The organism is Halobaculum marinum (genome assembly GCF_029338555.1).
Classification (GTDB): Archaea; Halobacteriota; Halobacteria; order Halobacteriales; family Haloferacaceae; genus Halobaculum; species Halobaculum marinum.
Genome location: NZ_CP119989.1, coordinates 568,587 through 589,244, shown reverse-complemented (window position 1 = coordinate 589,244; position 20,658 = coordinate 568,587). Strand labels below are relative to the sequence as shown.

At 69.8% G+C, this 20,658-nt stretch carries 19 protein-coding genes and 1 other RNA gene; 7 read left to right on the top strand and 13 right to left on the bottom strand.

Features of this window, described 5'->3' with window-relative positions; translation table 11 throughout:
- Positions 1-18: 18 nt before the first annotated feature.
- Positions 19-1,626 (bottom strand): ABC transporter substrate-binding protein, encoded by a 1,608-nt coding sequence (locus P0R32_RS03100; RefSeq protein ID WP_276238464.1) that lies wholly within the window; start codon positions 1,624-1,626, stop codon positions 19-21.
- A 195-nt stretch (positions 1,627-1,821) separates the two neighbouring features.
- On the opposite strand from P0R32_RS03100, the gene P0R32_RS03095 reads away from it, so the two are divergent.
- Positions 1,822-2,613: an SDR family oxidoreductase gene (locus P0R32_RS03095; protein ID WP_276238463.1), complete on the top strand. Its 792-nt coding sequence runs from the start codon at positions 1,822-1,824 to the stop codon at positions 2,611-2,613.
- A 24-nt stretch (positions 2,614-2,637) separates the two neighbouring features.
- Here P0R32_RS03095 and P0R32_RS03090 read toward each other — a convergent pair whose 3' ends face one another.
- The 5 genes from P0R32_RS03090 to rnpB all read right to left on the bottom strand — a co-directional run bounded on the left by P0R32_RS03090 (position 2,638) and on the right by rnpB (position 8,548).
- Complete coding sequence (locus P0R32_RS03090) at positions 2,638-4,503, bottom strand: cation:proton antiporter domain-containing protein (RefSeq protein WP_276238462.1); 1,866 nt, start codon at positions 4,501-4,503, stop codon at positions 2,638-2,640.
- Positions 4,504-4,595: 92 nt separating this feature from the next.
- A complete protein-coding gene (locus P0R32_RS03085) occupies positions 4,596-6,521 on the bottom strand; it encodes an AMP-dependent synthetase/ligase (RefSeq protein ID WP_276238461.1) in 1,926 nt (641 codons plus the stop codon).
- A 71-nt stretch (positions 6,522-6,592) separates the two neighbouring features.
- Positions 6,593-7,513, bottom strand: a complete 921-nt coding sequence (locus tag P0R32_RS03080; protein ID WP_276239348.1) for an MBL fold metallo-hydrolase — start codon at positions 7,511-7,513, stop codon at positions 6,593-6,595.
- A 155-nt stretch (positions 7,514-7,668) separates the two neighbouring features.
- Positions 7,669-7,962, bottom strand: a complete 294-nt coding sequence (locus P0R32_RS03075) for a WNWW family protein (RefSeq protein WP_276238460.1) — start codon at positions 7,960-7,962, stop codon at positions 7,669-7,671.
- 142 nt (positions 7,963-8,104) lie between these two features.
- An RNA gene (rnpB, locus tag P0R32_RS03070) (RNase P RNA component) lies at positions 8,105-8,548 on the bottom strand.
- A gap of 161 nt (positions 8,549-8,709) precedes the next feature.
- Here rnpB and P0R32_RS03065 point away from each other — a divergent pair.
- Complete coding sequence (locus P0R32_RS03065) at positions 8,710-9,312, top strand: TIGR00296 family protein (RefSeq protein ID WP_276238459.1); 603 nt, start codon at positions 8,710-8,712, stop codon at positions 9,310-9,312.
- A gap of 62 nt (positions 9,313-9,374) precedes the next feature.
- Here the strand turns inward: P0R32_RS03065 and P0R32_RS03060 are convergent, their stop codons facing one another.
- Together P0R32_RS03060 and P0R32_RS03055 are read right to left on the bottom strand one after the other, a co-directional pair.
- Positions 9,375-9,890: a hypothetical protein gene (locus tag P0R32_RS03060; RefSeq protein ID WP_276238458.1), complete on the bottom strand. Its 516-nt coding sequence runs from the start codon at positions 9,888-9,890 to the stop codon at positions 9,375-9,377.
- Between the two features lie 66 nt (positions 9,891-9,956).
- Positions 9,957-11,117, bottom strand: a complete 1,161-nt coding sequence (locus P0R32_RS03055; protein ID WP_276238457.1) for a nicotinate phosphoribosyltransferase — start codon at positions 11,115-11,117, stop codon at positions 9,957-9,959.
- Positions 11,118-11,282: 165 nt separating this feature from the next.
- Between P0R32_RS03055 and P0R32_RS03050 the strand changes: the two genes are divergently transcribed.
- From P0R32_RS03050 to P0R32_RS03040, 3 genes are all read left to right on the top strand, one after another.
- The gene (locus P0R32_RS03050; RefSeq protein ID WP_276238456.1) at positions 11,283-11,423 is read left to right on the top strand and encodes a hypothetical protein; all 141 of its coding nucleotides are present in this window, start codon (positions 11,283-11,285) and stop codon (positions 11,421-11,423) included.
- Positions 11,424-11,604: 181 nt separating this feature from the next.
- Entirely contained in the window at positions 11,605-12,036 is a 432-nt protein-coding gene (locus P0R32_RS03045; protein ID WP_276238454.1) for a hypothetical protein, read from the top strand.
- A complete protein-coding gene (locus P0R32_RS03040) occupies positions 12,033-13,007 on the top strand; it encodes an alpha/beta fold hydrolase (RefSeq protein ID WP_276238453.1) in 975 nt (324 codons plus the stop codon). Before P0R32_RS03045 ends, P0R32_RS03040 begins: the two co-directional genes overlap by 4 nt.
- Positions 13,008-13,049: 42 nt before the next feature.
- On the opposite strand, the gene P0R32_RS03035 is transcribed toward P0R32_RS03040, so the two are convergent.
- A complete protein-coding gene (locus tag P0R32_RS03035; protein WP_276238452.1) occupies positions 13,050-14,474 on the bottom strand; it encodes an Hvo_1808 family surface protein in 1,425 nt (474 codons plus the stop codon).
- Positions 14,475-14,504: 30 nt separating this feature from the next.
- On the bottom strand, positions 14,505-16,190 hold the full coding sequence (locus P0R32_RS03030; RefSeq protein ID WP_276238451.1) for an Hvo_1808 family surface protein: 1,686 nt from the start codon (positions 16,188-16,190) through the stop codon (positions 14,505-14,507).
- 108 nt (positions 16,191-16,298) lie between these two features.
- Between P0R32_RS03030 and P0R32_RS03025 the strand changes: the two genes are divergently transcribed.
- On the top strand, positions 16,299-16,895 hold the full coding sequence (locus P0R32_RS03025; RefSeq protein ID WP_276238450.1) for a cysteine hydrolase family protein: 597 nt from the start codon (positions 16,299-16,301) through the stop codon (positions 16,893-16,895).
- 25 nt (positions 16,896-16,920) lie between these two features.
- Here the strand turns inward: P0R32_RS03025 and P0R32_RS03020 are convergent, their stop codons facing one another.
- The 3 genes from P0R32_RS03020 to P0R32_RS03010 form a co-directional block, all read right to left on the bottom strand.
- A complete protein-coding gene (locus P0R32_RS03020; protein WP_276238449.1) occupies positions 16,921-17,490 on the bottom strand; it encodes a DUF7529 family protein in 570 nt (189 codons plus the stop codon).
- A gap of 94 nt (positions 17,491-17,584) precedes the next feature.
- Positions 17,585-18,877, bottom strand: a complete 1,293-nt coding sequence (locus tag P0R32_RS03015) for a dihydroorotase (RefSeq protein ID WP_276238448.1) — start codon at positions 18,875-18,877, stop codon at positions 17,585-17,587.
- A 40-nt stretch (positions 18,878-18,917) separates the two neighbouring features.
- Positions 18,918-19,562, bottom strand: a complete 645-nt coding sequence (locus P0R32_RS03010) for a lipoate--protein ligase family protein (protein WP_276239347.1) — start codon at positions 19,560-19,562, stop codon at positions 18,918-18,920.
- 130 nt (positions 19,563-19,692) lie between these two features.
- On the opposite strand from P0R32_RS03010, the gene P0R32_RS03005 reads away from it, so the two are divergent.
- Positions 19,693-20,604 carry a DUF8155 domain-containing protein gene (locus P0R32_RS03005; RefSeq protein ID WP_276238447.1) on the top strand — a complete coding sequence of 304 codons (912 nt, stop codon included), beginning with the start codon at positions 19,693-19,695 and terminating at the stop codon, positions 20,602-20,604.
- The last annotated feature ends 54 nt before the right edge of the window (positions 20,605-20,658 follow it).

The window sequence follows — 20,658 nt, the reverse complement described above, 5'->3', positions numbered from 1 at the left end:
GTGTGCGTCTCCGGCTCATCAGTTGTTGATCTCGGAGTCGACGAAGTCCTGCACCTGGTCCATCGCCTGCTGTGGCGAGATGGAGCCCTGGATGGCGCGCTGGACCGGCGACAGCATCTGCTGGAACACGGACGCCATCTGCGGGAACAGCTCCAGGACGCCGTTGCTGATGGCGTCGCCGATGGTGTCGCCGAACGTGACGAAGTCGTTCTCCGCGGAGTCGGTGTACACCTGCTCCATGTAGGAGATGTTCCCCTCGTAGGTGAACTCCAGCCACTGCGTGTAGTAGCTCAGCTTCAGGTCGCCGTACAGCATCGCGGCCAGCTTGTGACCGGTGTCGGCGAACCGATTGATACTCGTCGTGTTCGGCGCGACCAGGCCGGCCTGCGTCGGCGCGGGGCCGGCGTTGGCCGCGGGCGGGACGACGACCTGGTACTCGCTGCCGGCCTCGTACTCCTGGAGCAGCCGCGGGATGAAGTCGGAGAACGCGGTCGTGTACGCGAGTTGGCCGGACGCGTACAGGTCGACGATGTCACCCTCCCCGTAGGAGATGACGTCGCTGGGGACGTACCCTTTGTCGCGCCACTCCTTCATCTTCTGGATGACACGAACGGCCTCGGGGGAGTTCATCACGACCGTGCCGTCGTCCTGGACCATGCGACCGCCCTGCTGGAACAGCAGCTCGCGGAACGAGTACGCGAGGTACGTCGAGGTGCCGGCGTAGTAGGCGAACGCGTTCACGTCGGTGCCGGCGAACGCCTCACCCAGCTCCTCGAGGAGGTCCCAGGACCACTCGCCCTGGAAGCGCTCGGGGTCGATGCCCTGCTCCTCGACGAGGTCCGGCCGGAGGTGCCCCATGCTGGCCTCTCCGATGTTCGGGTAGCCGTACGTGTGGGTCCCCTGCATCACGGGACCGATGTCCCACTCGACGAGGCTCTGGAGCGCCGGGATGTACGGGTCGTAGCCGCCCTCGGGATACAGGGCGTCCGTCACCTCCAGATAGCCCTGCTCGACGAACACCGGGACGAGGATGCCGTCGACGTTGAACGCGTGCGGCATCGGCTCCTCCGAGGAGAGGAACTGCTGCTCGCGTGTGTTCGCCTGGTCGACACCGATCTCGATGACGTCGAGTTCGATGCCCGTCTTCTCGGTGAACATCTCGTGGGCCGCCAGCGTCGCGGGGTCGAACTCCATGTTCGCCGCGCCGTGGTTGAGGATCTGGAGCGTCTCGACGTCGCCAGCGGCGGTGTCGTCCCACCCCTCTGGCGGTGCCCACACGTCGTTCTCGACGGCGCTTTGGAACGCGCCGCTGTTCGTCCACGTCGTGTCGTTCTGCCGGTCGGGGACGTCCCGTCGCTGCTCTATCGGCCAGTTGTCGGCGGCGCCGATCCGGCGCTGCTCCCAGTTCTGATCGATCCCCAGGTTCTGTGCGATGGCCATGAACTCCTCGTCGCCACCGCCACCGCCCCCATCGCCCCCACCGCCGCCGCCACCGCCCCCACCGCCGTCGCCGTCAGTTCCTCCGTTTCCGTCTCCCCCTCCAGCACAACCGGCGAGCGACGCGAGCGCTCCTGTCCCGGCCAGTTTCAGCACGGTTCGGCGGTCCGGCTTGCCATTCGGTGCCATACCATGCCATGTGACACCAAGATATTAAAGTATATAGGTGACTTGAAGGATTTCCGAATGACATCAATTACCCTACCGACATACCCACGTCCTGAGACGCCACAGGGCTCCCGTCTGTCGATCGTGCCAGCAATCGTGAGGGACGGCACCGACCCGCACGCTTTTGCGGGCCGCCCGCGTGCGGCCTGACGAACGATGGACTACGACATCGCGGGGAACGCGGCCCTGGTGACGGCATCGAGTAGCGGCCTCGGGGAGGCGTCGGCGACGGCGCTCGTCCGGGAAGGCGTGAACGTCGTCGTGAACGGGCGCGACGAGGAGCGACTGGCCGAGGCGGTCGATCGGATCGACGCCGCCGGGGACGGCGACGTGGTGGGCCACGCCGCCGACCTCACCGACCCAGACGCGGGGGCGGCGCTCGTCGAGGCGACCGTCGAGGCGTTCGGCGGCCTCGACCACCTCGTGACGAGCGCGGGCGGCCCGCCCAGCGGGCCGTTCCTCGACACCACCGACGAGGACTGGTACACCGCCTACGACCTGCTCGTGATGAGCGTCGTCCGGACGGTTCGGGCCGCCGCCGACCCACTCCGCGCGGACGGCGGGGGGACGTTCGTCGCGGTCACCTCCCGCAGCGTGAAGGAGGCCATCGACTCGCTGGTGTTGTCGAACTCGGTGCGGATGGCGGTGATCGGGCTGACGAAGACGCTCTCGCGGGAACTGGCCCCCGAGGTGCGGACGAACGCGGTGCTCCCGGGGCCACACGAGACGAGTCGGATCGAGAACCTCATCCAGGCGGGCGTCGACCGCGGCGAGTACGAGTCGTACGAGGCGGGGCTGGCCGCACGCGGGGAGTCGAACCCACTGAATCGCATCGGCGACCCGATGGAGTTGGGTAACACCGTCGCGTTCCTCTCCTCGCCGGCGTCGGGGTACATCAACGGCACGGCGATTCCGGTGGAGGGTGGCCTCGGGAGTTCGAACCTCTGAGAACGGCGCACCGAACCCCGGAGCCTACTCGGGGTTGAACTGCCGCATCGCCGCCCGCACGTCGTCGCGGTTGCCGATGATCGTGACGCGGTCGCCGACCTGGAGGGTGAAGTCCGCGTCGGGCACCTGCGTCTCGCCATCGCGGGCGACGACCGCGATGAGGCTCCCGCCGGGCAGTTCCGGTCCGATCTCGCGGACGGTCACGCCGGCCATCTCCTCGGACGTGACCTCGATCTCTTGGACGTCGCCCGAGCGGCCGATCTCGCCCATCCAGTTCGCCAGCGCCGGCCGCTCGATGTAGTTGTCGATGGCCTGCGCCGTCGCCAGCACCGAGGAGACGGTGCGGACGCCGAGTTCCTCGAACGCCTCGACGTTGTCGGGGTTGTTCGCCCGTGCGAGGATCGTCTCGGGGCTGAACTTCGACTCCGCGAGCTGTGCCACGAGGAGGTTCGCGTCGTCGTCCCCGGTGGCGGCGACGACGATGCGGGCGTTCTCCGCACCGGCCGACCGGAGCACGTCCGTGTCGGTGCCGTCGCCGATGTGGACCGTGTGGCCCGCGTTGCGTGCGATCTGGATCACTTCCTCGTCGTTCTCGATGATGACCACGTTCTCGCCGCGGTCTTCGAGGCGTTCGGCGAGCGTGCGGCCCACCTTCCCGCCTCCGATGATGAGTACTCTCATAGGAATCACGTCAAGCCGCTCTGCGATCTGTCTGGCGAACCCGCCCTCGACCACGACCGTCGCGAGGATGACGAGGAACACGGTTCCGACGAGCACGTCGGCTGCTGCCGTCAGCCCCTCGTTCGCCAACTCCACGGCGAACAGCGTCGCGACCGACGCTGGGATGATCCCCCGCGGACCGACGAACGACATGAACAGTCGCTCGTTCCACTGGAACCGGTCGCCGACCGTCGACAGCAGCACCAACACCGGTCGGATGACGAACATGACGGCGACGACGACGACGATGCCGCCGACTCCCAACGCGATCAGGTTCTCGAACTGCAACAGCGCCGCCAGCGCGATGAACACGAACGAGAGGACCAGCAGCGTGATGTCTCCCTTGAAGTCCGTGATGTCCTCCTCGTAGGGGACGTCGGCGTTCCCCAGCAGGATCCCCGCGACCGCGACCGCGGCGATTCCGGCCTCGGTCGCGACGTAGTTCGCGCCGCCGTAGGCGACGAGCGCCCCCGCGAGCACGAGCAGTCGAGCGTTCTGCGGGGCGTTCCCCGGCGAGAGGTCGATGTAGCGCAGGGCGTAGTAGATGATACCCGCGACCAGCGCGCCGACGATGACCCCGACGCCGAGTCGTTCGGCGAACAGCGTCGCCAACTCCCCCGGCGCGGTCGTCTCCGTGACGATGGCCTCGAAGATGACGACCGCGAGGATCGCGGCGGTCACGTCGTTGACGATCCCCTCGGTGTCGAGCGCAGTGGCGACGCGGTCGCGCACCGGCACTACCTCCAGGATCGGTGCGATCACCGTCGGTCCGGTGGCGACCAGCAGCGCGCCGATCAGTCCCGCGACGAGCCACTCGACGCCGAGCGCGAAGTGGACGACGAGCGTCGTCCCGATGAACGCGATGACGGCACCGACGGTGACGAGTCGAAGCGTCGCCGCGGGCGCCTCCCGGAGCTTGTCGATCCGGAGGTGGAACGCGCCCTCGAAGACGATGATAGCGACCGAGAGGCCGACGATGGTCGACAGCCCGGTGAGGCCGAACGTCTCCTGCGTGATCAGCCCCAGCCCTTCCGGCCCCAACAGGACGCCGGCGGTGATGAGGAAGATGATACTCGGCAGCTGGAACCGGTCCGAGAGCACCTGTGCGGTGACGCCGACGCCAATGATGGCGGCGACGAGCGCGATCAGCTGCGCGGCGCCTGCCGCCATTCCCTCACCTCCATACACGGGTCATGAGTGCGCGATTGAAAAAGGCCCCTACTGCGGCGCGACGCCCCGCTAAATCGATCGATCGATCACGGTCATTCGTACATCGATCCGATCTCGTCTGCGTAGCGGTCGAGGATGTTCCGACGCTTCTTTTTCATCGTCGGCGTCAGCAGGTCGTTCTCCTCGGAGAACTCCTCGGGGACGACGCGGAACTGCTTGATCGTCTCGTGGGCCTCGAACGACTCGTTGACGCGGTCGACCTCCGACTGGATCAACTCGCGGACGCGGTCGTCGCGACACAGCGCGGCGTCGTCGGTCGGCAGGTCGTACCCCTCGCGCTCGCCCCACTCGCGGACGGCGCCGAGGTTCGGGACGACGATGGCGGAGACGAACTTTCGCGCGTCGCCGATCACCATCGCCTGTTCGACGACCTCCGAGGCGGCGAACGAGTCCTCGATGGCGCCCGGCGGGACGTACTTGCCCGTCGAGAGCTTCATCAGCTGCTTGGCCCGCTCGCGGAACTCGATGAAGCCATCCGGTCGGATCTTCACCACGTCGCCCGTGCGGAACCAACGCTCGTCATCGACCTCGACGAACGCCGCCTCGGTCTCCTCGGGGAGGTTGCGGTAGCCGCGGAACACGTTCGGCCCGCGCACGAGCAACTCGCCCACGTCGCCGCCGTCGTCCTCGACGGCGCCCACGTCGTCGTCGACGCGCACCTCGACGTCGTACACCGGGTGGCCGATGGTGCCGACCTTCGGCTCTTCGGGCGGGTTCGTCGTGACGACCGGCGACGTCTCGGTGAGGCCGTACCCCTCGAGGATGGGCAGCCCCATCCCGTGGTACAGTTCACACAGGTCCGCCGACAGCGACCCCCCACCGGAGATGAAGAAGTCGATGTTGTCGCCGAGCGCCTCCTTCACGCTGGAGAAGACGAGTCGGTCGGCGACGGCGTAGCGCGTCCGCAGCGAGAGCCCGGGGTCGTCGGCGCGGTGGTACTCGCGGCCGACGCCCGTCGCCCAGTTGAAGATGCGCTCTTTCACCGGCGACTCCGACGCCTGCTCGCGGATCGCGGCGTACAGTTTCTCGTAGACCCGCGGGACGCTCGTCGCCGTCGTCGGGCGGACGAGGCCGAAGTCCTCGCGCAGGGTGTCGGGCGACTCGGCGTACGCGACGGTCGCACCCGCCGAGAACTGCATGAAGTGGCCCGCGAGGCGCTCGAACACGTGGGCCAGCGGGAGGAACGACAGCGTCGTCGACTCCTCGTCGATGACGGGGAGGTCCGCCGGCTTGTCCGGGCGAGGGCCGAACCGCCGCATACACTGGTCGACGTTGGCGAGGAAGTTCCGGTGGGTCAACTCGGCGCCCTTCGGCTGCCCGGTGGTGCCGGAGGTGTAGATGAGACTCGCGAGGTCGTCGAGGTCGCGGTCGACGACCCAGCCGTCGCCGGGGTCGACTTCGCGCCCGAACTCGTGGACCTCACCGAGCGTGTACACGTCGTCGCGCTCGTGTGCCTCGCCGTCGATCAGCACGATGAACTCCAGGTCGAGGTCGTCCTCGACGGAGACGACGCGGTCGAGCAGGTCGCGGTTCTCGACGACGACGCCGGTCGCACCCGGGTCCGCGAGGAGGTGGCGCACCTGCGAGGGCGACGACGACTTGTAGACGGTCGAGACGACGGCGCCCGCACCGAGCAGGGCGAAGTCGCTGTGGGCCCACTCCATCCGGGTGTTCGAGAAGATGCCGACGCGGTCGCCCGCGGTCACCCCGAGTTCACGGAACCCCGCCGACAGTCGGCGGACGACGTCGTGCATCTCCGCGTACGTCAGGTCCGCGAAGTCGCCGTCCGGAGCGGCGTCGACGACGCCCGCCTCGACGAGCGTGCGGTCGTACACGCCCCCCTTGTAGCGCTGTGCGACTTGGTCGGCGTGCTCACGGGCGCTCGCGTCGAAGGTGGCCGCCAGCGAGTCCCGAGTGACGTTCGGGTCGTGCTCGCGTTCGGCCTGCCGCCAATCCATGCCCCTGACTGACGGGGCACCCCTAATAAGTCGGTCCCCACTGGGTGCCCGTTGTCCGGGGTTGTTCGCGACTACACCGTCTTCCCGTGCTTCTCCATGTAGTCGAGGTAGGTGAGGACGCCGCGGGTGTTCATCTTCTCCTCCTCGCGGGCCTTCCGCTCGCCCCAGACTTCGATGGTGTCCTCGGGCGCGTGCTCGGCGAAGTGAGCGATCACGGCGTCGTCGTCGCCGAGTTCCGCGCGTTTCTGGCGCACCGCCTCGACCCACTCGGCGAGGGTGCGCTTGTACTCGGCCATGTCCTCGTCGTGGAACTCCTTCGGGCCGAAGTGGCCGAAACAGAGGTACCGCGGGTCGATGTCGCGGATCGTGTCGGCGTCGGCCTGACAGCCGTGGAGGTCGAACCGCGACGGCGGCGACGTCTGTCGGATCTCGTCGAGTTGCGGCACGTAGATGCCTGCGGCGTCGGCGGTGAACACTACGTCGTCGCCGCGGTCGTGGAAGATCACCTGGTGGGGCGCGTGACCGGGCGCGTGGTGGACGTCGAGGGCGCGGTCGCCCAAGTCGAGCGTCTCGCCGCCCGACAGCGGCTGGATGCGCTCCTCGGGGATCGGTTCGGGTTCGACGTAGTACTCCCACTGGATGCCGACGGCGGCCCGCGTCCCGGCGACGAGGCGCGTCGGGTCGACGAGGTGCTCGACGGCGGACTCGTGCATCGTCACCGTCGCCTCCGGGTAGCGCTCGGCGAGGAACCCCGCACCGCCGGCGTGGTCGAGGTGGACGTGCGTGGGGAGAATCCACTCGGGCGTCATCCCGAGGTCGTCGAGCGCGTCGAACAGGTACTCCCGCTTGTTGCCGATCCCCGTGTCGATCACCGCGGGCCGCTCGGCGTCGAGGAGGTACACCGAGCCGTAGTTCTTCGCGCCGTACATCTCGGTGTCGAGGTAGTACAGGTCCGTACAGCCGGGCACGGGCGCGTACTCGCCGGGCTCGATGGTCATGTCTGAGAGGGCGTCAGTCGACGCCAAAAGGATTCGGGAGGCGGTCGACCGCGCTCGAACCGCCGAGCCACGGGCTGTCGGTCGGCGGTCGCGGAGGGCGTGCCGAAACGGGAGGGCGAATCGAGGCGGGGCGGGCGAGGCGGCGCCGATTAGGCGTTCACGTCCGGGCCGTCGTCGACGAACCGGACGGTGAACCGCTCGTAGCCGCCGTAGGCGGTCTCGAGCGAGCCGAGCCACCAGTTCCATCGTTCGACGAGGTCGCGGTCCTCCGGGGCGTCGGCCATGTTCTCCACGACGTCCGCGACGGTGAGTTCGTGGCCGCGGTCGGATTCGATCTTGCCGGAGTCAGCCAGATCCCGCGCCTGCCGAGCGACGGTACGGCGTGCCGCCTTGGTACCCCCGAACTCGCGCTCGAGGGCCGCCGTGAGTTCTCTGCTGTCCACACCCCCGATAGGACCTCCATCCCTTTTAGTTAGCCGGGTGTGTGTCATCCACTCGCACGACCACCGTCAGACGGATTTCGGTCGGACCGTTCGGTTCGGCGACACGACCCACGAGCGGGAGCAGTCGCTCACGAGCGTGAGCGGCTGAGGGGAGTAAGCCCCCTTCTGTTCGGCCCGACATTCGGCTGAGCGTCCGCGTCAGTCGCGGGGCACGGCGCCCCGGTCGCCCCGCGCGAGCGCGGGGCACCCAGACTACCATCGGGGAGCGACCGCGAACGGTCGCTCCCGTCGACGCGGGCTTGCACCGGCGAGGATTCGCCGTTCCATCCGTTCCCGCCCGTCTGTCCTCGGTGGGTCAACTGCCTCCCCTCTCGGGTCGGGTCGCGCGTCCGCGGCGAGGCCGCAGGCGCCGGCGGCGACGTAGTCGCCGCGCGCACCTCATCGGTCGGGGCGGGGGGTCTCGTTGCTGTTCCAGAGCCAGCCGTCTCCGACTCCGGGCTTGCGCCCGGTCGCCCGTCCGGGGGTGGGGGGACTTTCCTCATGCGCCGTCGTGAGTCGGGCGCACGGGAGTCGGGCTCCCTCTGCCGTCCCGAGGTAGGCCGACGCCCCGGATAAACCGTTCGGGGCGCGGCGATGCCGGTGCCGACGGGACCGGATTCGGTCGCGTCGTCGCCTGTCTTCAGTTAGTGTGTGAATAGGTACCACTTCGAGGGAAGGGTTCAAGTTAGCACAGTACCCAGAAGAGTTATGTCCAATGCGGAGGCCGTGCGGCTCACCTACGAGGACGGTGCACGCGCGGTCGAACTCGCCCGGGAGTCTGTCGAGGCGTTCGTACTCCAGGGCCAACGCGAACAACCCGGTAGCATGCGGGACGCCTTCTACGCTCGAACGGGGGCGTTCGTCCGCCTCCAGTCCACACGTGGCAGAGGCCGGATGCGAGGCTGTGCCGGGTCGTATCGAGGGAAGGACCAACTCGGCCACGCCATCGTCGACGCGGCGATCAAGGCGGCCTCGGCCGACTCCGGCGGCTCCGAACTCGAACCGAAGGAACTCGACTCTGTTCTCGTCTCCGCGTGTGCCGTCTCCGGCGTCACGCTCACCAACGACCCCGTCGCCGACCTCGAACTCGGTCGCCACGGCGTCGCGATCGACCACAACGGCAAACACGGCTGGCTCTACCCGACGATCCCCGTCGAGAACGACTGGAGTAAGGAGCGGTTCCTCTCGCGCGTCTGCCGCAAGGCCGGCCTCTCGCCGCTGGCGTGGCAGGACGACGAGACGATGGTGACGCTCATCGAGGGACAGGTGTTCCGCGAGCGCGAAGACGGCGGCAGCGTCGAACAGCTGTAACCGGCGTACTCGACCGGCTTCTCGGCGACGCAGTGCCCACCAGCGCTGCAGTTCGGTCTCGCTCAGCAGCCGGCCTCGACGGGCCCGTCCTGCTCCACGGCCGTCTCCTCGAATTGGGTGTCGAACGGCGTCGCCTCGCCACGGACGTGGTCGACGCGAATGGGAAGCTCGGTCGGGTCGAGGCGCGCCGTGAGCGTGTACGTGACCGGCTCCGGGCTCCCGTCGCACGGGTCGAGCCAGCCCCGGTCCTCGACAGCGACGGTGACACCGTGGGACAATCCCTCCGGCCCACGTACCAACTCACTCGTGAGTCGCTGGCACGACGGGTCGAACGACGGGATCTGTCCTCGGAGCCGGAGCGTGGGGCCACCCTCGACGACACGAGCTCGCGTCGTGTCGGTGGTCAACCGGACCGCGTGGCCGTCGCAGTCGAACGCCGAGGTGTCTGGGTCGGTGTCGACGGTGAGCTGGTGGTCGAGCGACGATGGCGCGTGGAAGCCGCAGCCGGCGATTGCAGCGGTCGCGCTCGCCGCGAGCCCGGCCGCACCCGTCTGGAGCAGGTCACGTCTGGAGGGCATCACCGGAGCGAGTCGCGGTCAGGGCATACGTCTTGTGCCGCTGGCGACACGACTCCATCGGGAGCGTCAGTCGTCGCCGAAGCCCGTCGCCGCCGCGTCCGCCAGCGCCCGTCCCGCTGCCTCGTCGATGTCGAACTCCCGAACCACCTCGCCGTCGCGGATCAGTGGCTCCATCAGCGACTCGCCGCCTTCGGGACCGTCGCGGCCGCGGAGGCCGACGTGGTGGCCACCGTCTGCGGTGCGGTACACCTCCTTCACGCCCGAGAGCTTCCCGCGTTTGGCCGCCGGCTGGCCGTCGACCTCGACGATGTCGAGCGCGAAGTCGACGGGGTCGGCGTTGGAGACGTAGCCGCCGACGCCGAAGCCGTCGGCCACGTCGCGGAGGTGCCGGAGTTCCGCGGGCCCGAGGCCGCCCGAGAGGAACACGTCCACCGCGTCGTAGCCGCGGGCGTCCAACTCCCACTGCACCTCGCGGACGATGTGGCGGAAGTCGCCGCGACGGGAGCCGGTGGTGTCGAGGCGGACGCCGTCGAGGCGGTCGCCGAGCGTCTCCACCGCGCGGATCACCTCGTCCTTCTCGTCGCCGTAGGTGTCACACAGCGCGATCCGTGGCACGTCCTCGGGGACGGCCTCGTCGAAGGCGCGCCACGCCTCCTCCTGGTTGCCGCGGCCGAAGCAGATGAGCAGCGCGTGGGGCATCGTCCCCGACGGCTCCCGGCCGAGCACCTCGCCGGCAGCGACGTGGGAGAAGCCGTCGAGGCCGGCGACGAGCGCACTGCGCTCGACCATCGCGGCCATCGAGGGGTGGACGTGGCGCGCACCGAACGACAGCAGGTTCGACTCCGGCGCCGCGCGGCGACACTCCAGCGCCGCCGTGGCGACGCCGGAGGCGTGCGACAGGAAGCCGAGGAGCGAGGTCTCCAGTTCCGCGAAGTCGAGGTAGCGCCCCTCGATGCGCATCACCGGGCCGCCGTCGAACAGCGTCCCCTCGGGGAGCGCGTCCACGTCGACGTCGTGGTCCGCGAGGAGAGCGGCCGCGTCCTTCACGCCCGCGAGGAGTTCGAACTCGCCGTCGGGGAACTGGTCGGCGGTCACCTCCGCGACGACGCGGGGGTTCCGGTCGGCGTGGCGGAGCGTCTCGACGGTGCGCTCGAAGTAGGCGTCCGTCGCGGTGCCGTCGCGGATCGCGTCGGCGTCGACGAGGTCGAACGCCTGCGGGGCGGTCATTGCTCCGGATTCGCCCGGCCGACGCAAAAAGTCACGCCATCGGCGGGGCGGCGACCGTGTCGTACTCCGCCATCGACGCCGTCGTGTGCGAACGCGATCGCCGACCGGTCGGATCCGTGTCAATAAGTGACAAGCTTAAGCGCGTGCGTCGTCCACGGCTGACCGATGCAGGGGAACGACGGGCCGAGCGAGCGGGTGGTACGCTACCAGTGTCCCGCCTGTGGCGCCCGCTTCGACGACATCTTCGCGGGCCTCGAACACACCGAGACGACCGAGGGTAACGTCCCGCTTCGACGCGTAGCCTGAGGGTTCGCGGTGTCCGGCGGCGGCTGTGGCGCGGCCCCGTCGAGCGGGCGCGAGACAGGTCGAGCGGCGGCTACTCGGACGTAACGACACGATACGACGACACCGACGAGACCTACTGGGGACCGCACGTCGACTAACAAAGGGACCCCGCGGCGAGTGCGTCTGTCGCCGTGATTCGACGATGACTGAGGCAGAACTCGCGTCCCACGAGTGGTGGGAACAGTACAAAGAGACGGTGAACAGCGACCCCGAGATGCAGGTGCGGGGACACGACCGGTTCAACGAGAACTTCTACGTCCAACTGGACGACGAGCGGTTCCTCGTCGCGATGGACGATGGCAAGGTGTCAGAGGTGATCCCCAACCCGGGCCTCAATCAGGAGTGGTCCTTCGGCGTCGAGGGCGGCCGCGGGGCGTGGGAGGAGTTCGTCCAAGAGGTGCCGCCGGCGTTCAACCACGAGATCATCGCGTCGAACTACCGGACGCAGGTGAAAGGCGAGTCCGGCCACCTCCAGCTCACGGGGAACAACCGACAGATCTTCCAGAATCTCCGGCCGTTCCAGCGCGCGCTGGACCTGATGCGTCACACCCACAACAACGGAGGAAACCTATGAACGAGCGAGAACCCGGCACGGTCGAGGAGATCACTGGCAAGTACGTCCACGTGGACGTGAACGGCACCACCCAGCGGGTGTACTTCGAGGAGGCCGGCCCCGAGGACGGCATCCCGCTGCTGTGCCAGCACACCGCCGGCTGCAACAACCAGGAGTGGCGCCACCTCCTCGCCGACGAGGAGATCACCGACGAGTACCGGGTGATCGCCTACGACCTCCCGTTCCACGGGAAGTCGGTGCCGCCGACGGGTCAGGAGTGGTGGGAGGAGGACTACACCCTCACCGCCGACCGCTTCGCGGCGACCATCGTCGCCATCGCCGACGCGCTGGAGTTGGAGGACCCCATCTATATGGGGTCGAGCATGGGCGGTAACATCACGCTCGAACTCGCGGACTGGCACCCGGACCGCTTCCGGGCGCTCATCGGACTGGAGTGTGGGGCGTACAGTCCGGGCTTCTACATCGACTGGCTCGACGACCCGCACGTCAACACGACCGAGGTGAACGCCTACTCCTGCTGGGGGCTGATGGCGAAACAGAGCCCCGAGCAGACGCGCCGCGAGACCATGTACCTGTACGAACAGGGCGCCACGGGCGTGTTCAAGGGCGACCTCTACTACTACTCGGTCGACCACGACTACCGCGAGAAGCTGGGCGACATCGACGCGACCGAGTGCCCGCTGTACGTCGTGAACGGGGAGTACGACTACCTCACCACTCCCGAGGACGGTAAGGAAGTCGCCGAGGGCGTCGGCGACGGCTGCGTGTCCGTCGAGATTGCCGACATCGGACACTTCCCGATGAGCGAGAACCCGGTGCTGTTCAACGCCTACCTCAAGGAGATTCTGGCGGACATCACCGGCGAGCGCTCCGGCCGTCTCCCGGAGGTGCTGACCCCGGACGACGTCGGGGTCGAACTGAACCGGACGGAGGCTCGGGCGGTGCGACGCGAGGCAGAGGAGGCCGAGTAGCGGCCCGGCCCTCCCGTCAGGGACCGCCGCGGCCCCAGACGACTACCGCGGCGGTGCCCGGACCGCGTCCAACTGCTCGACCGTCGGCGCGTTCGTGATCACGACCCGGTTCCCGACGCGTTCGATCCGGAAGGCGTCGGCGAACGGGCCGTCGGAGATCCGATAGACGCCGGCCCGCACGTCGACCGTGCTCGCGCCCAAGCGCAGTTGGAGCATCGTGCGGTACGCTCGCGCGAACTCGCGTGCGTCCGCGGCGGTGTCGAACTCGACCGCCCAGACGTAGCCGTACTTGGCGTCGTCGCCGTCGCCGGAGCGGTACGGGACGAGGCGGTCGCCCGCCCAGCCGTCGGAGGGCGGTGCAGAGTAGTTGAACGCCGAGTACGGCCCGTCAGACGAGCGATAGCCGCCGACGTAGTCGTTGTACCAGAACATCGCGAACAGGCCGGTCTCGCCGAGTCGTTCGGACTCGCGTGGCAGGTCGAACCGCTGCCAGTCGCCGCTCGCCCGGTCGTCGACCGACACTGACGCGACCGGTTCGTCGGGGTAGCGCTCGGGGTGGATCGTCTGTTCGGTCGAGCGGGGTCGGCTCTCGTACGCGGCGTTCACGGCGTCCCAGCCGTCGCGCTCGTACAGGCTGTGGACGAACGCCGGCCCGTCGGCGTACGGCTGGTAGACGTACGCGAACAGGCCCTGGTTCACGGGGGTACCACCCCCACCGCCGGACCGCGACGGCGACGGGACGCAGTCCCAGCCGGCGGCACCCTCGTGGCCCGTCGAATTCGCGATGCCGCCCGTGCCCGCGACACAGCGTTCGAGGTACAGTTGCTCGACGTAGCGGGCGTCACCCTCGGTTAGCCCGTTGTGCGCGAGGCCCGTGTCGCGGGTGGTACTCCCGACGAAGCCGAAGTGCTGGTCTTGGAGCGCGTGGACCAACTCGTGGGCTAGCGTCGCACGGTCGATGGTCGGCGTCTCGCTGTCGGAGACGATCACGATCTGGTCGCCAGAGGGGGTGTAGTACCCGCGGACGGCGCCGCCGTACAGCGCGTCGAACTCGTCGCTCGCGGCGCGGTCCTCCCCGACGATCAGCGCCGCCTCCCAGACCAGATCGTGCCACCGCTCGTACTCGGGCGAGCGCTCGCCGCCGAACACCGAGCGACTGCGGAACTCGGCGCGCGAGATCACCTCGACGGGGACCGGTTCGCGGAACTCCAGCCCCCTGATGCGCTCGACGCGGGCCATCGTGCGCGCGACGAGCAGGTCACGCTCGCGTTCGTCGAAGCCGTCGCTGGCGTTCACGTCGATGGACTCGTTGTACCAGACGCCCTGCTCCCAGCCGAGGCGGTCCTCGGGAGGGTCGTCGGGGAACTGCCAGTCGGCGCCGGCGCTCGGCCCCGCGGCCGGGGCGCTACAGCCGGCGAGCACGAACAGGACCGCCAGTGAGACGGCGGTGCGGACTGGTGTGGGCATTTCGGAGCGGGGAGCGAGACGTGCCGTCGCTCAGTCGCGGCGGCGGGCGACCAGTCCGGCGACCGCGAGCGCCGCCAGCGCGACGAGGACGCCGAAACCGGCGCCGCTCGTCTCGGTCGCCTCGGCGGTGTCGCCGGCGCCGGCGTCAACGCCGGAGTCGTCGCTGGCGTCGCCGGTGCCGTCGTCGGTCCCTATCTCGGTCACGGTCGGCGTCGGGGTCGGGTCCGGCGCGATGCTCGGTCGGATCTGCGCGACGTCCTCGACGGTCGGCCCGTTCACGATGGTCACCCGGGTGCCGTCGAGGTGGACGTAGAAGGCGTCCGCGAAGGGGCCGCTCGGGACGACGTGGTAGCCGGTGTCCGTCTCGCGCACGTCGTGGGCCTCCAGCATCCGGAGGTACGTGTCGTGGAACTCCTGGGCGTCCTGCTCGGTGTCCCACTCGGTCACCCAGACGTAGCCGTAGTCGGCGTCGTCATCGGTGCCGGTACGGTACGGGAACAGCCGGTCGTTGGCCCACCCGGCGGACGGCGCTGCGTCGTAGTTGTACAGGTCGTACTGCTGGTCGGAGAACAGCCCCTGGACGTTCACCGTGTCCGCGCCGTAGGTTCGGGCCTGGTACCAGAACATGGCGTAGATGGACGCCTCGCCGACGGTGTCGGAGCCGTTCTGACCGAGTTGGGGGTTGTCTCGCGGGAACGTGCTCCACTCGCCGGTCGCCTCGTCGGTGAACGCGATGGGCACCGGCTCCTCGTCGGTCCGGTGGATCACCTGCTCGGAGGAGGCGGGCGGGTTCTCGAAGCGCTCCTCGAAGGCGTCCCAGCCGCCCTCTTCGACGATCTCGTTGACGTACACCGGGCCGTCGGAGTAGGGGTTCAACAGGGTGAGGAGGACGCCGAGGTTCAGTCCCCCGCCGCCGCCACCGCCACCGGAACTGGCGCTGGGCGTCTCGACGCAGTCCCACTCGGCGCCACAGCGCTGGGAGTAGCGCGCCTCGATGTAGTTCGCCTCGCCCTCGACGACGCCGTCGATGGCGAGGTCACCGTCCTGCGTGGCGCCGCGGTACGTCTCGTTCGTCAGGTCGTAGCGCTGGTCCTGCAGCGCGTGGACCAACTCGTGGATCAGCGTCGCGTTCGACACCGTCGGCGCGTCGGGGTCCGGCGTGATGATCGTGATCTGGTCGCGCGCTGGCTCGTAGAAGCCGGCGACCGACGAGCCGGTCGTCTCGCTCAGCGCGTCGCCGGAGCCGGTCGACTCCCCGACGATGAACAGCCCCTCCCACACCTGGTCGTTCCAGCGGTTGAACTCCGTGCGGTTGGCGTCGTTCGCGCTCCCGGCCTGCCGCTCGCGGTACTGCTCGCGGGACATCACCTCGACCGGGACGGTCGACTCGAACTCGGCCTGACGGAGGTACTCGACGCGCGCCATCGCGCGGGCGACGTACGCCTCCAACTCGGAGTCGTTGAGCGCGTCCGCGTCGGTCTGGTCCACGTCGATGGTCTCGTTGTGCCAGTAGCCGTCCTCCCACCCGATCACGTCCGTGTCGGGGTCGGGGCGGTCGGTCTGGGCGACCGTCGTGTCGACGGCGTCGTGGGCGGCCGGCGCGGGGGAGGGCTGTGGCGCGGCGGCGAACGCCGGTGCGGCGGCGGTAGCTACCAGCGCGACCGCGAACGCGACCGAGAGCAACCGCGCGATCGTCGACGGGGCCGTTCGTCGCATACGTCCGGATGGAACTGCGTGTGTAAGTAGCTTGTCCGATGATGAGTGAGTGACGAGACGGCGCCGCCTGCCGGCGCCTTTTCGGACGATGGCGGCCAACCACCGTGTATGGCCCCGGACGCGACCCCGTTCGACCCGACCCGAACCGCCGTGATCGTCGTCGACATGCAGAACGGCTTCTGTCACCCCGACGGGAGCCTGTACGCGCCCCCGAGCGAGGCCGCAATCGAGCCAGTCGCCACGCTCGTCGAGCGCGCCGGCGACGCCGGTGTGCCCGTCGTCTACACGCGCGACGTGCACCCACCCGGGCAGTTCGACGACACCCACTACTACGACGAGTTCGACCGTTGGGGCGAGCACGTCGTCGAGGGGAGTTGGGAGGCCGAGCTGGTCGCCGACCTGCCGACCGACGACGCCGCCCACGTCGTCGAGAAGCACACGTACGACGCCTTCCACCAGACGGAGTTAGACGGCTGGCTCGACGCTCGTGGGATCGACGACCTGCTGGTCTGCGGGACGCTCGCGAACGTCTGCGTGCTCCACACGGCCAGTTCGGCGGGACTGCGCGACTACCGGCCGGTGATCGTGTCGGACGCGCTCGGCTACATCGACGCCGAACACCGCGAGTACGCCGTCGACCACGCCGACTGGCTGTTCGGCGAGACGACGACGCTGGCGGACGTCGTGTTCGCGGAGAACGAGTGAGTCGGAGCGCCGGAGGGGCAGGCGGTTATTCCTCGGTGTCGGCCGCGCCGTCGGCGTCCGTGTCGTCCGCACCGTCGGCGTCCGCCTCCTCGCCCCACTCCACGGGAAACAGCGGCGCCGGGTCGCTGTGGGTGAACACGACGCGCTCGGAGTCGTCGAGGGGGCGGAGGTACGTCCGGAGTTCGCCCGCCGTCTCGGCGCCGTCCAGCATCGGCTCCGCCTGCTGGTCGGCGTAGTACAGCGGGAACGCGACCGCCTTCCCGGCGGTCTCGGCTTTCATCACGACGACGAGGAACACCACGTCCGACTGCTGTGCGCGATAGGCGTCGTACTCGTCGAAGGCGGCGTCGACCTCCGCGACCAGTTCTTGCACGGCCGTGAACTCGTCGCCCGGGAGGAGCACGTCGAAGCCGAGGCGGTCGACCGCGGTTCCGGTGCCCGCCGTCGAGACGTTCGGCAGCGGGACCACGTCGCCCGGATGGAGTTCGAGCACGTCCCAGCCCGCCTCGCGGTACTCGTCGGCGGTGGCCTCCATGTCGGCCATCACGTCGTCCCAGAAATCGGTGAATCCAGCGAGCGGGTGGCTACCGGCCATACGTGACCGGCGGCGCGGGAGCCTGAAAACGGTTGTCGTGTGGTCGCGGCGGCGACGGAGTTCCAGCGACCCGCCGCCGGCGGGCCCGGCCCGCCTACGCCCGGACGTTCTCGCCGACCGCGTCGCCGAACGTCTCGTCGTCGCCGCGGGCGTCGTACGCGACGTGGCCGCGGACGAGCGTCAGCGTCGGGAACACGCCGGTTCGGCCCTCGAACGGCGTCCACTCGCACTTCGAGTGGAGGTCGTCGCCGCGGATCTGGCGGGCGTCGTCGAGGTCGACGAGCACGAGGTCCGCGTCGGTCCCCTCGGCGACGCGGCCCTTCCCCGCCACGTCGAAGATCCGAGCCGGGTTCGCGGCGACGAGGTCGCGCACGCGCTCCAGCGTGAGCGTCCCCTCGCGCACCTCGTTCAACAGGAGCGGGAGCATCGTCTCGACGCCCGGCACGCCCGACGGGGCGTCCCAGATGCTCGCGTCCTTCTCGGCACGGGTGTGGGGCGCGTGGTCGGTGGCGACGATGTCGACGGTGCCGTCGGCGACGCGCTCGAAGACGGCCTCCCGGCGTTCCGCGCTCCGCAGCGGCGGGTTCATCCGCCCGAACGTGCCCAACTCGTCGAGGTCGTCGCGCGACAAGAACAGGTGGTGGGGCGTCACCTCGCAGGTCGCGCCCGCGTCGCTGGCGGCGTCGACGCCCTCCGGCGTCGAGGTGTGGGCGATGTGGATGGCGGCGGCGGAGTCCGCGCCGACCTCCAGCGCGCGCTCGACGGCGGCGGCCTCGGCCTCGGCGGTGCGGAAGGCGCTCCAGGCGTCGGCGTCGTCGCGCTCCCGGGTCGACTCGTCGAACAGGTCGGCGTCCTCGGCGTGGACGGTGACGACCGTATCCTCGCTGGCCGCGCGGGCGACCGCGTCGGCGAACAGGTCCGCCTCGATGCCCATGTCGCCGGTCGAGTCCGCGAGGAACACCTCCCCGAGCGCGAAGATGGGGCGTTCGAACAGCGAGTCGGGGTCCCAGTCGGCGGTGACGCCGCCGTTGATGCCGAAGTCGACGAGCGACTTCGCGGCGAGGTCGGCCTTCTGGTCGACCGCGGCGCCCGTGACCGTCGGCGGCTCCGTGTTCGGCTGGTCGACGACGGTGGTGACGCCGCCGGCGGCCGCAGAGCGCGACCCGGTGTGCCAGTCCTCCTTGTGCGCGAAGCCGGGTTCGCGGAAGTGGACGTGCGCGTCGATGGCGCCCGGCAGGAGGTGAGCGCCGTCGCAGTCGACGACCTCGTCGGCGTCGGTCTCGGCGACGGTGCCGGCGTCGGCGACGCGCGCTATCGTCTCCCCCTCGACCAGCACGTCGCGGACCCGACCGTCGGCGAGCGTGGCGTTCGTGAACAGCGTGCTCATTGCCGAGGGGTGAGCGGGGGACTGGTGTAAGTGCGGCGGGTTACTCGTCGTCGGTCGGGAGGTCGGCCACGTCGCAGACCTCGGCGTCTCGGTCGCCGACGAATCCGAGTTCCAGCGCCTCGCGCACCGCCTCGGGGTCGTCGGGACCGCCGGCCTGCGCGACCGATCCGACCGAGCCGGGGTCGAACGGCACGTCGAGCGCGTCGTAGACGGGGGCGAGGACTGCGCGGATCGGCCCGCGTTCGGCGACCGTGACACACCCGGAGACGAGCGCCACGTCCTGCCGGACGCGCTGTGCGATGCCCGCGACCTTCCCGCCGTCGACGGCGCGGACGGAGTAGTCGCCCGGGCAGTACGACCGGGGTGGCTCCCCGCGCGCCACGTCGGCACCCGTGTCGCGGAGGGCGTCGACGAGCGCCGTCACGGCGGACTCGTAGCGCTCGTTCAGCCCGGTCCGCGCGTCCGCCAGCGGGACGGCGTGGGCGAACGCCAGCGTCGACGCGGCGTACGCGACCGCCCGGCCGCCCACGGAGCGCTCGACCGGCGGGAAGCCGTGTTCGCGGGCCGCCGCCTGCGCTCGGGCGTAGCCGTCGGCGCGGGCGTCGCGGCGCCCGAACGCGAGCGAGCGGCCGGGTGCCCACACCCGCAGCGCCGGGACGCCCTCGCGACCCGCCTCCGCCAGCATCGCCGCGGTGGCGGCGCGGTCGGTGGTGCGGTCGCTCCGGCGGCCGTGGTACACTCGAACCGACTCGGTCGCGGTCACGGTCGCCGATGAGAGCCGGGTCGCCTAAGCGGTTGCGTCGCCTGCGGCGGGTATGGACGAGCCGGGGGAGTCGACGGAGCCGGTGGTCGTGCCGGCGTCCGTGCTCGCGCGCTACCGGAAGTTCTCGCTGTACAACTCGCCGTACCCGGCCCACGACCGCGCGTGCGCCGTCGACCTCTACCCGGGGACGGCGGTGGCCGCCTCGCCGGTCGCCGGCGAGGTGCTCGACACGCGAACCGTCGGCTGTCCCGACCGCGCGTACGCCGTCGACCACGACCACCTCATCGTGGTCGACACCGGCGAGCACGTCGCGCGCGTCCTCCACGTCGACCCGGCGGTCGAAGCCGGCGACGAGGTGGCCGTCGGCGACCCGCTCGGCGAGTTGGTGCGCTCAGGGTTCTTCGGCCGCTGGGTCGACAACCACGTCCACCTGGAGTTCCGCGAGCACGGGCGAAACCCCTACCGTGCGTCCGGGTCACGCCCGCTCGTCGCCGACGTGGCGGTGACGCCGCTCGCGTGGGACGGCACCGGGACGGTCGTCGAGACGGGACCGAGCCACGCGGTCCTCGACGCTCCCGTGGCGCCCGCGTCCGTCGCGGACGACGCGGCGGCGTTCGTCGCCGTCGCCGACGACGACGGCCACCCCCTCGACGGTGGGTTCGCACACTACAGCGGTGGCGGCACGCCCGGAGCGAGGGTCGACGACGGTCGGGACGGCGACACCGTTCGGTTCCTCGGCACCGAGATCGGCACCCGCCGCGGTCGACACGTCGACTGGGCGAACGTCGACGTGCTCGCGAACGGCGAGCGAGTCACCGGGCTGTCGCTGTTCGCCGCTCGCGGCGACGCCGCCGCCGGCGCGAAACTCGTCACGCGTCCCGAGGCGGGCGACCCGACGTTCGCCGTCGGCGACGAGGTACGCGTCGAGGTCGTCGCCAGCGACGACCCGGTTCGACTCGGCTGATCCGTCGGGTCCCGGCACCGGCCGCGACGGCGCGGGCCCGAGGAGGGAGCCGCC

Coding starts and splice junctions, on each gene's coding strand:
- P0R32_RS03100 (WP_276238464.1), bottom strand. CDS start 1,626: ATGGCACCGAATGGCAAGCCGGACCGCCGAACCGTGCTGAAACTGGCC.
- P0R32_RS03095 (WP_276238463.1), top strand. CDS start 1,822: ATGGACTACGACATCGCGGGGAACGCGGCCCTGGTGACGGCATCGAGT.
- P0R32_RS03090 (WP_276238462.1), bottom strand. CDS start 4,503: ATGGCGGCAGGCGCCGCGCAGCTGATCGCGCTCGTCGCCGCCATCATT.
- P0R32_RS03085 (WP_276238461.1), bottom strand. CDS start 6,521: ATGGATTGGCGGCAGGCCGAACGCGAGCACGACCCGAACGTCACTCGG.
- P0R32_RS03065 (WP_276238459.1), top strand. CDS start 8,710: ATGTCCAATGCGGAGGCCGTGCGGCTCACCTACGAGGACGGTGCACGC.
- P0R32_RS03060 (WP_276238458.1), bottom strand. CDS start 9,890: ATGCCCTCCAGACGTGACCTGCTCCAGACGGGTGCGGCCGGGCTCGCG.
- P0R32_RS03055 (WP_276238457.1), bottom strand. CDS start 11,117: ATGACCGCCCCGCAGGCGTTCGACCTCGTCGACGCCGACGCGATCCGC.
- P0R32_RS03050 (WP_276238456.1), top strand. CDS start 11,283: ATGCAGGGGAACGACGGGCCGAGCGAGCGGGTGGTACGCTACCAGTGT.
- P0R32_RS03045 (WP_276238454.1), top strand. CDS start 11,605: ATGACTGAGGCAGAACTCGCGTCCCACGAGTGGTGGGAACAGTACAAA.
- P0R32_RS03040 (WP_276238453.1), top strand. CDS start 12,033: ATGAACGAGCGAGAACCCGGCACGGTCGAGGAGATCACTGGCAAGTAC.
- P0R32_RS03035 (WP_276238452.1), bottom strand. CDS start 14,474: ATGCCCACACCAGTCCGCACCGCCGTCTCACTGGCGGTCCTGTTCGTG.
- P0R32_RS03030 (WP_276238451.1), bottom strand. CDS start 16,190: ATGCGACGAACGGCCCCGTCGACGATCGCGCGGTTGCTCTCGGTCGCG.
- P0R32_RS03025 (WP_276238450.1), top strand. CDS start 16,299: ATGGCCCCGGACGCGACCCCGTTCGACCCGACCCGAACCGCCGTGATC.
- P0R32_RS03020 (WP_276238449.1), bottom strand. CDS start 17,490: ATGGCCGGTAGCCACCCGCTCGCTGGATTCACCGATTTCTGGGACGAC.
- P0R32_RS03015 (WP_276238448.1), bottom strand. CDS start 18,877: ATGAGCACGCTGTTCACGAACGCCACGCTCGCCGACGGTCGGGTCCGC.
- P0R32_RS03010 (WP_276239347.1), bottom strand. CDS start 19,562: ATGCTGGCGGAGGCGGGTCGCGAGGGCGTCCCGGCGCTGCGGGTGTGG.
- P0R32_RS03005 (WP_276238447.1), top strand. CDS start 19,693: ATGGACGAGCCGGGGGAGTCGACGGAGCCGGTGGTCGTGCCGGCGTCC.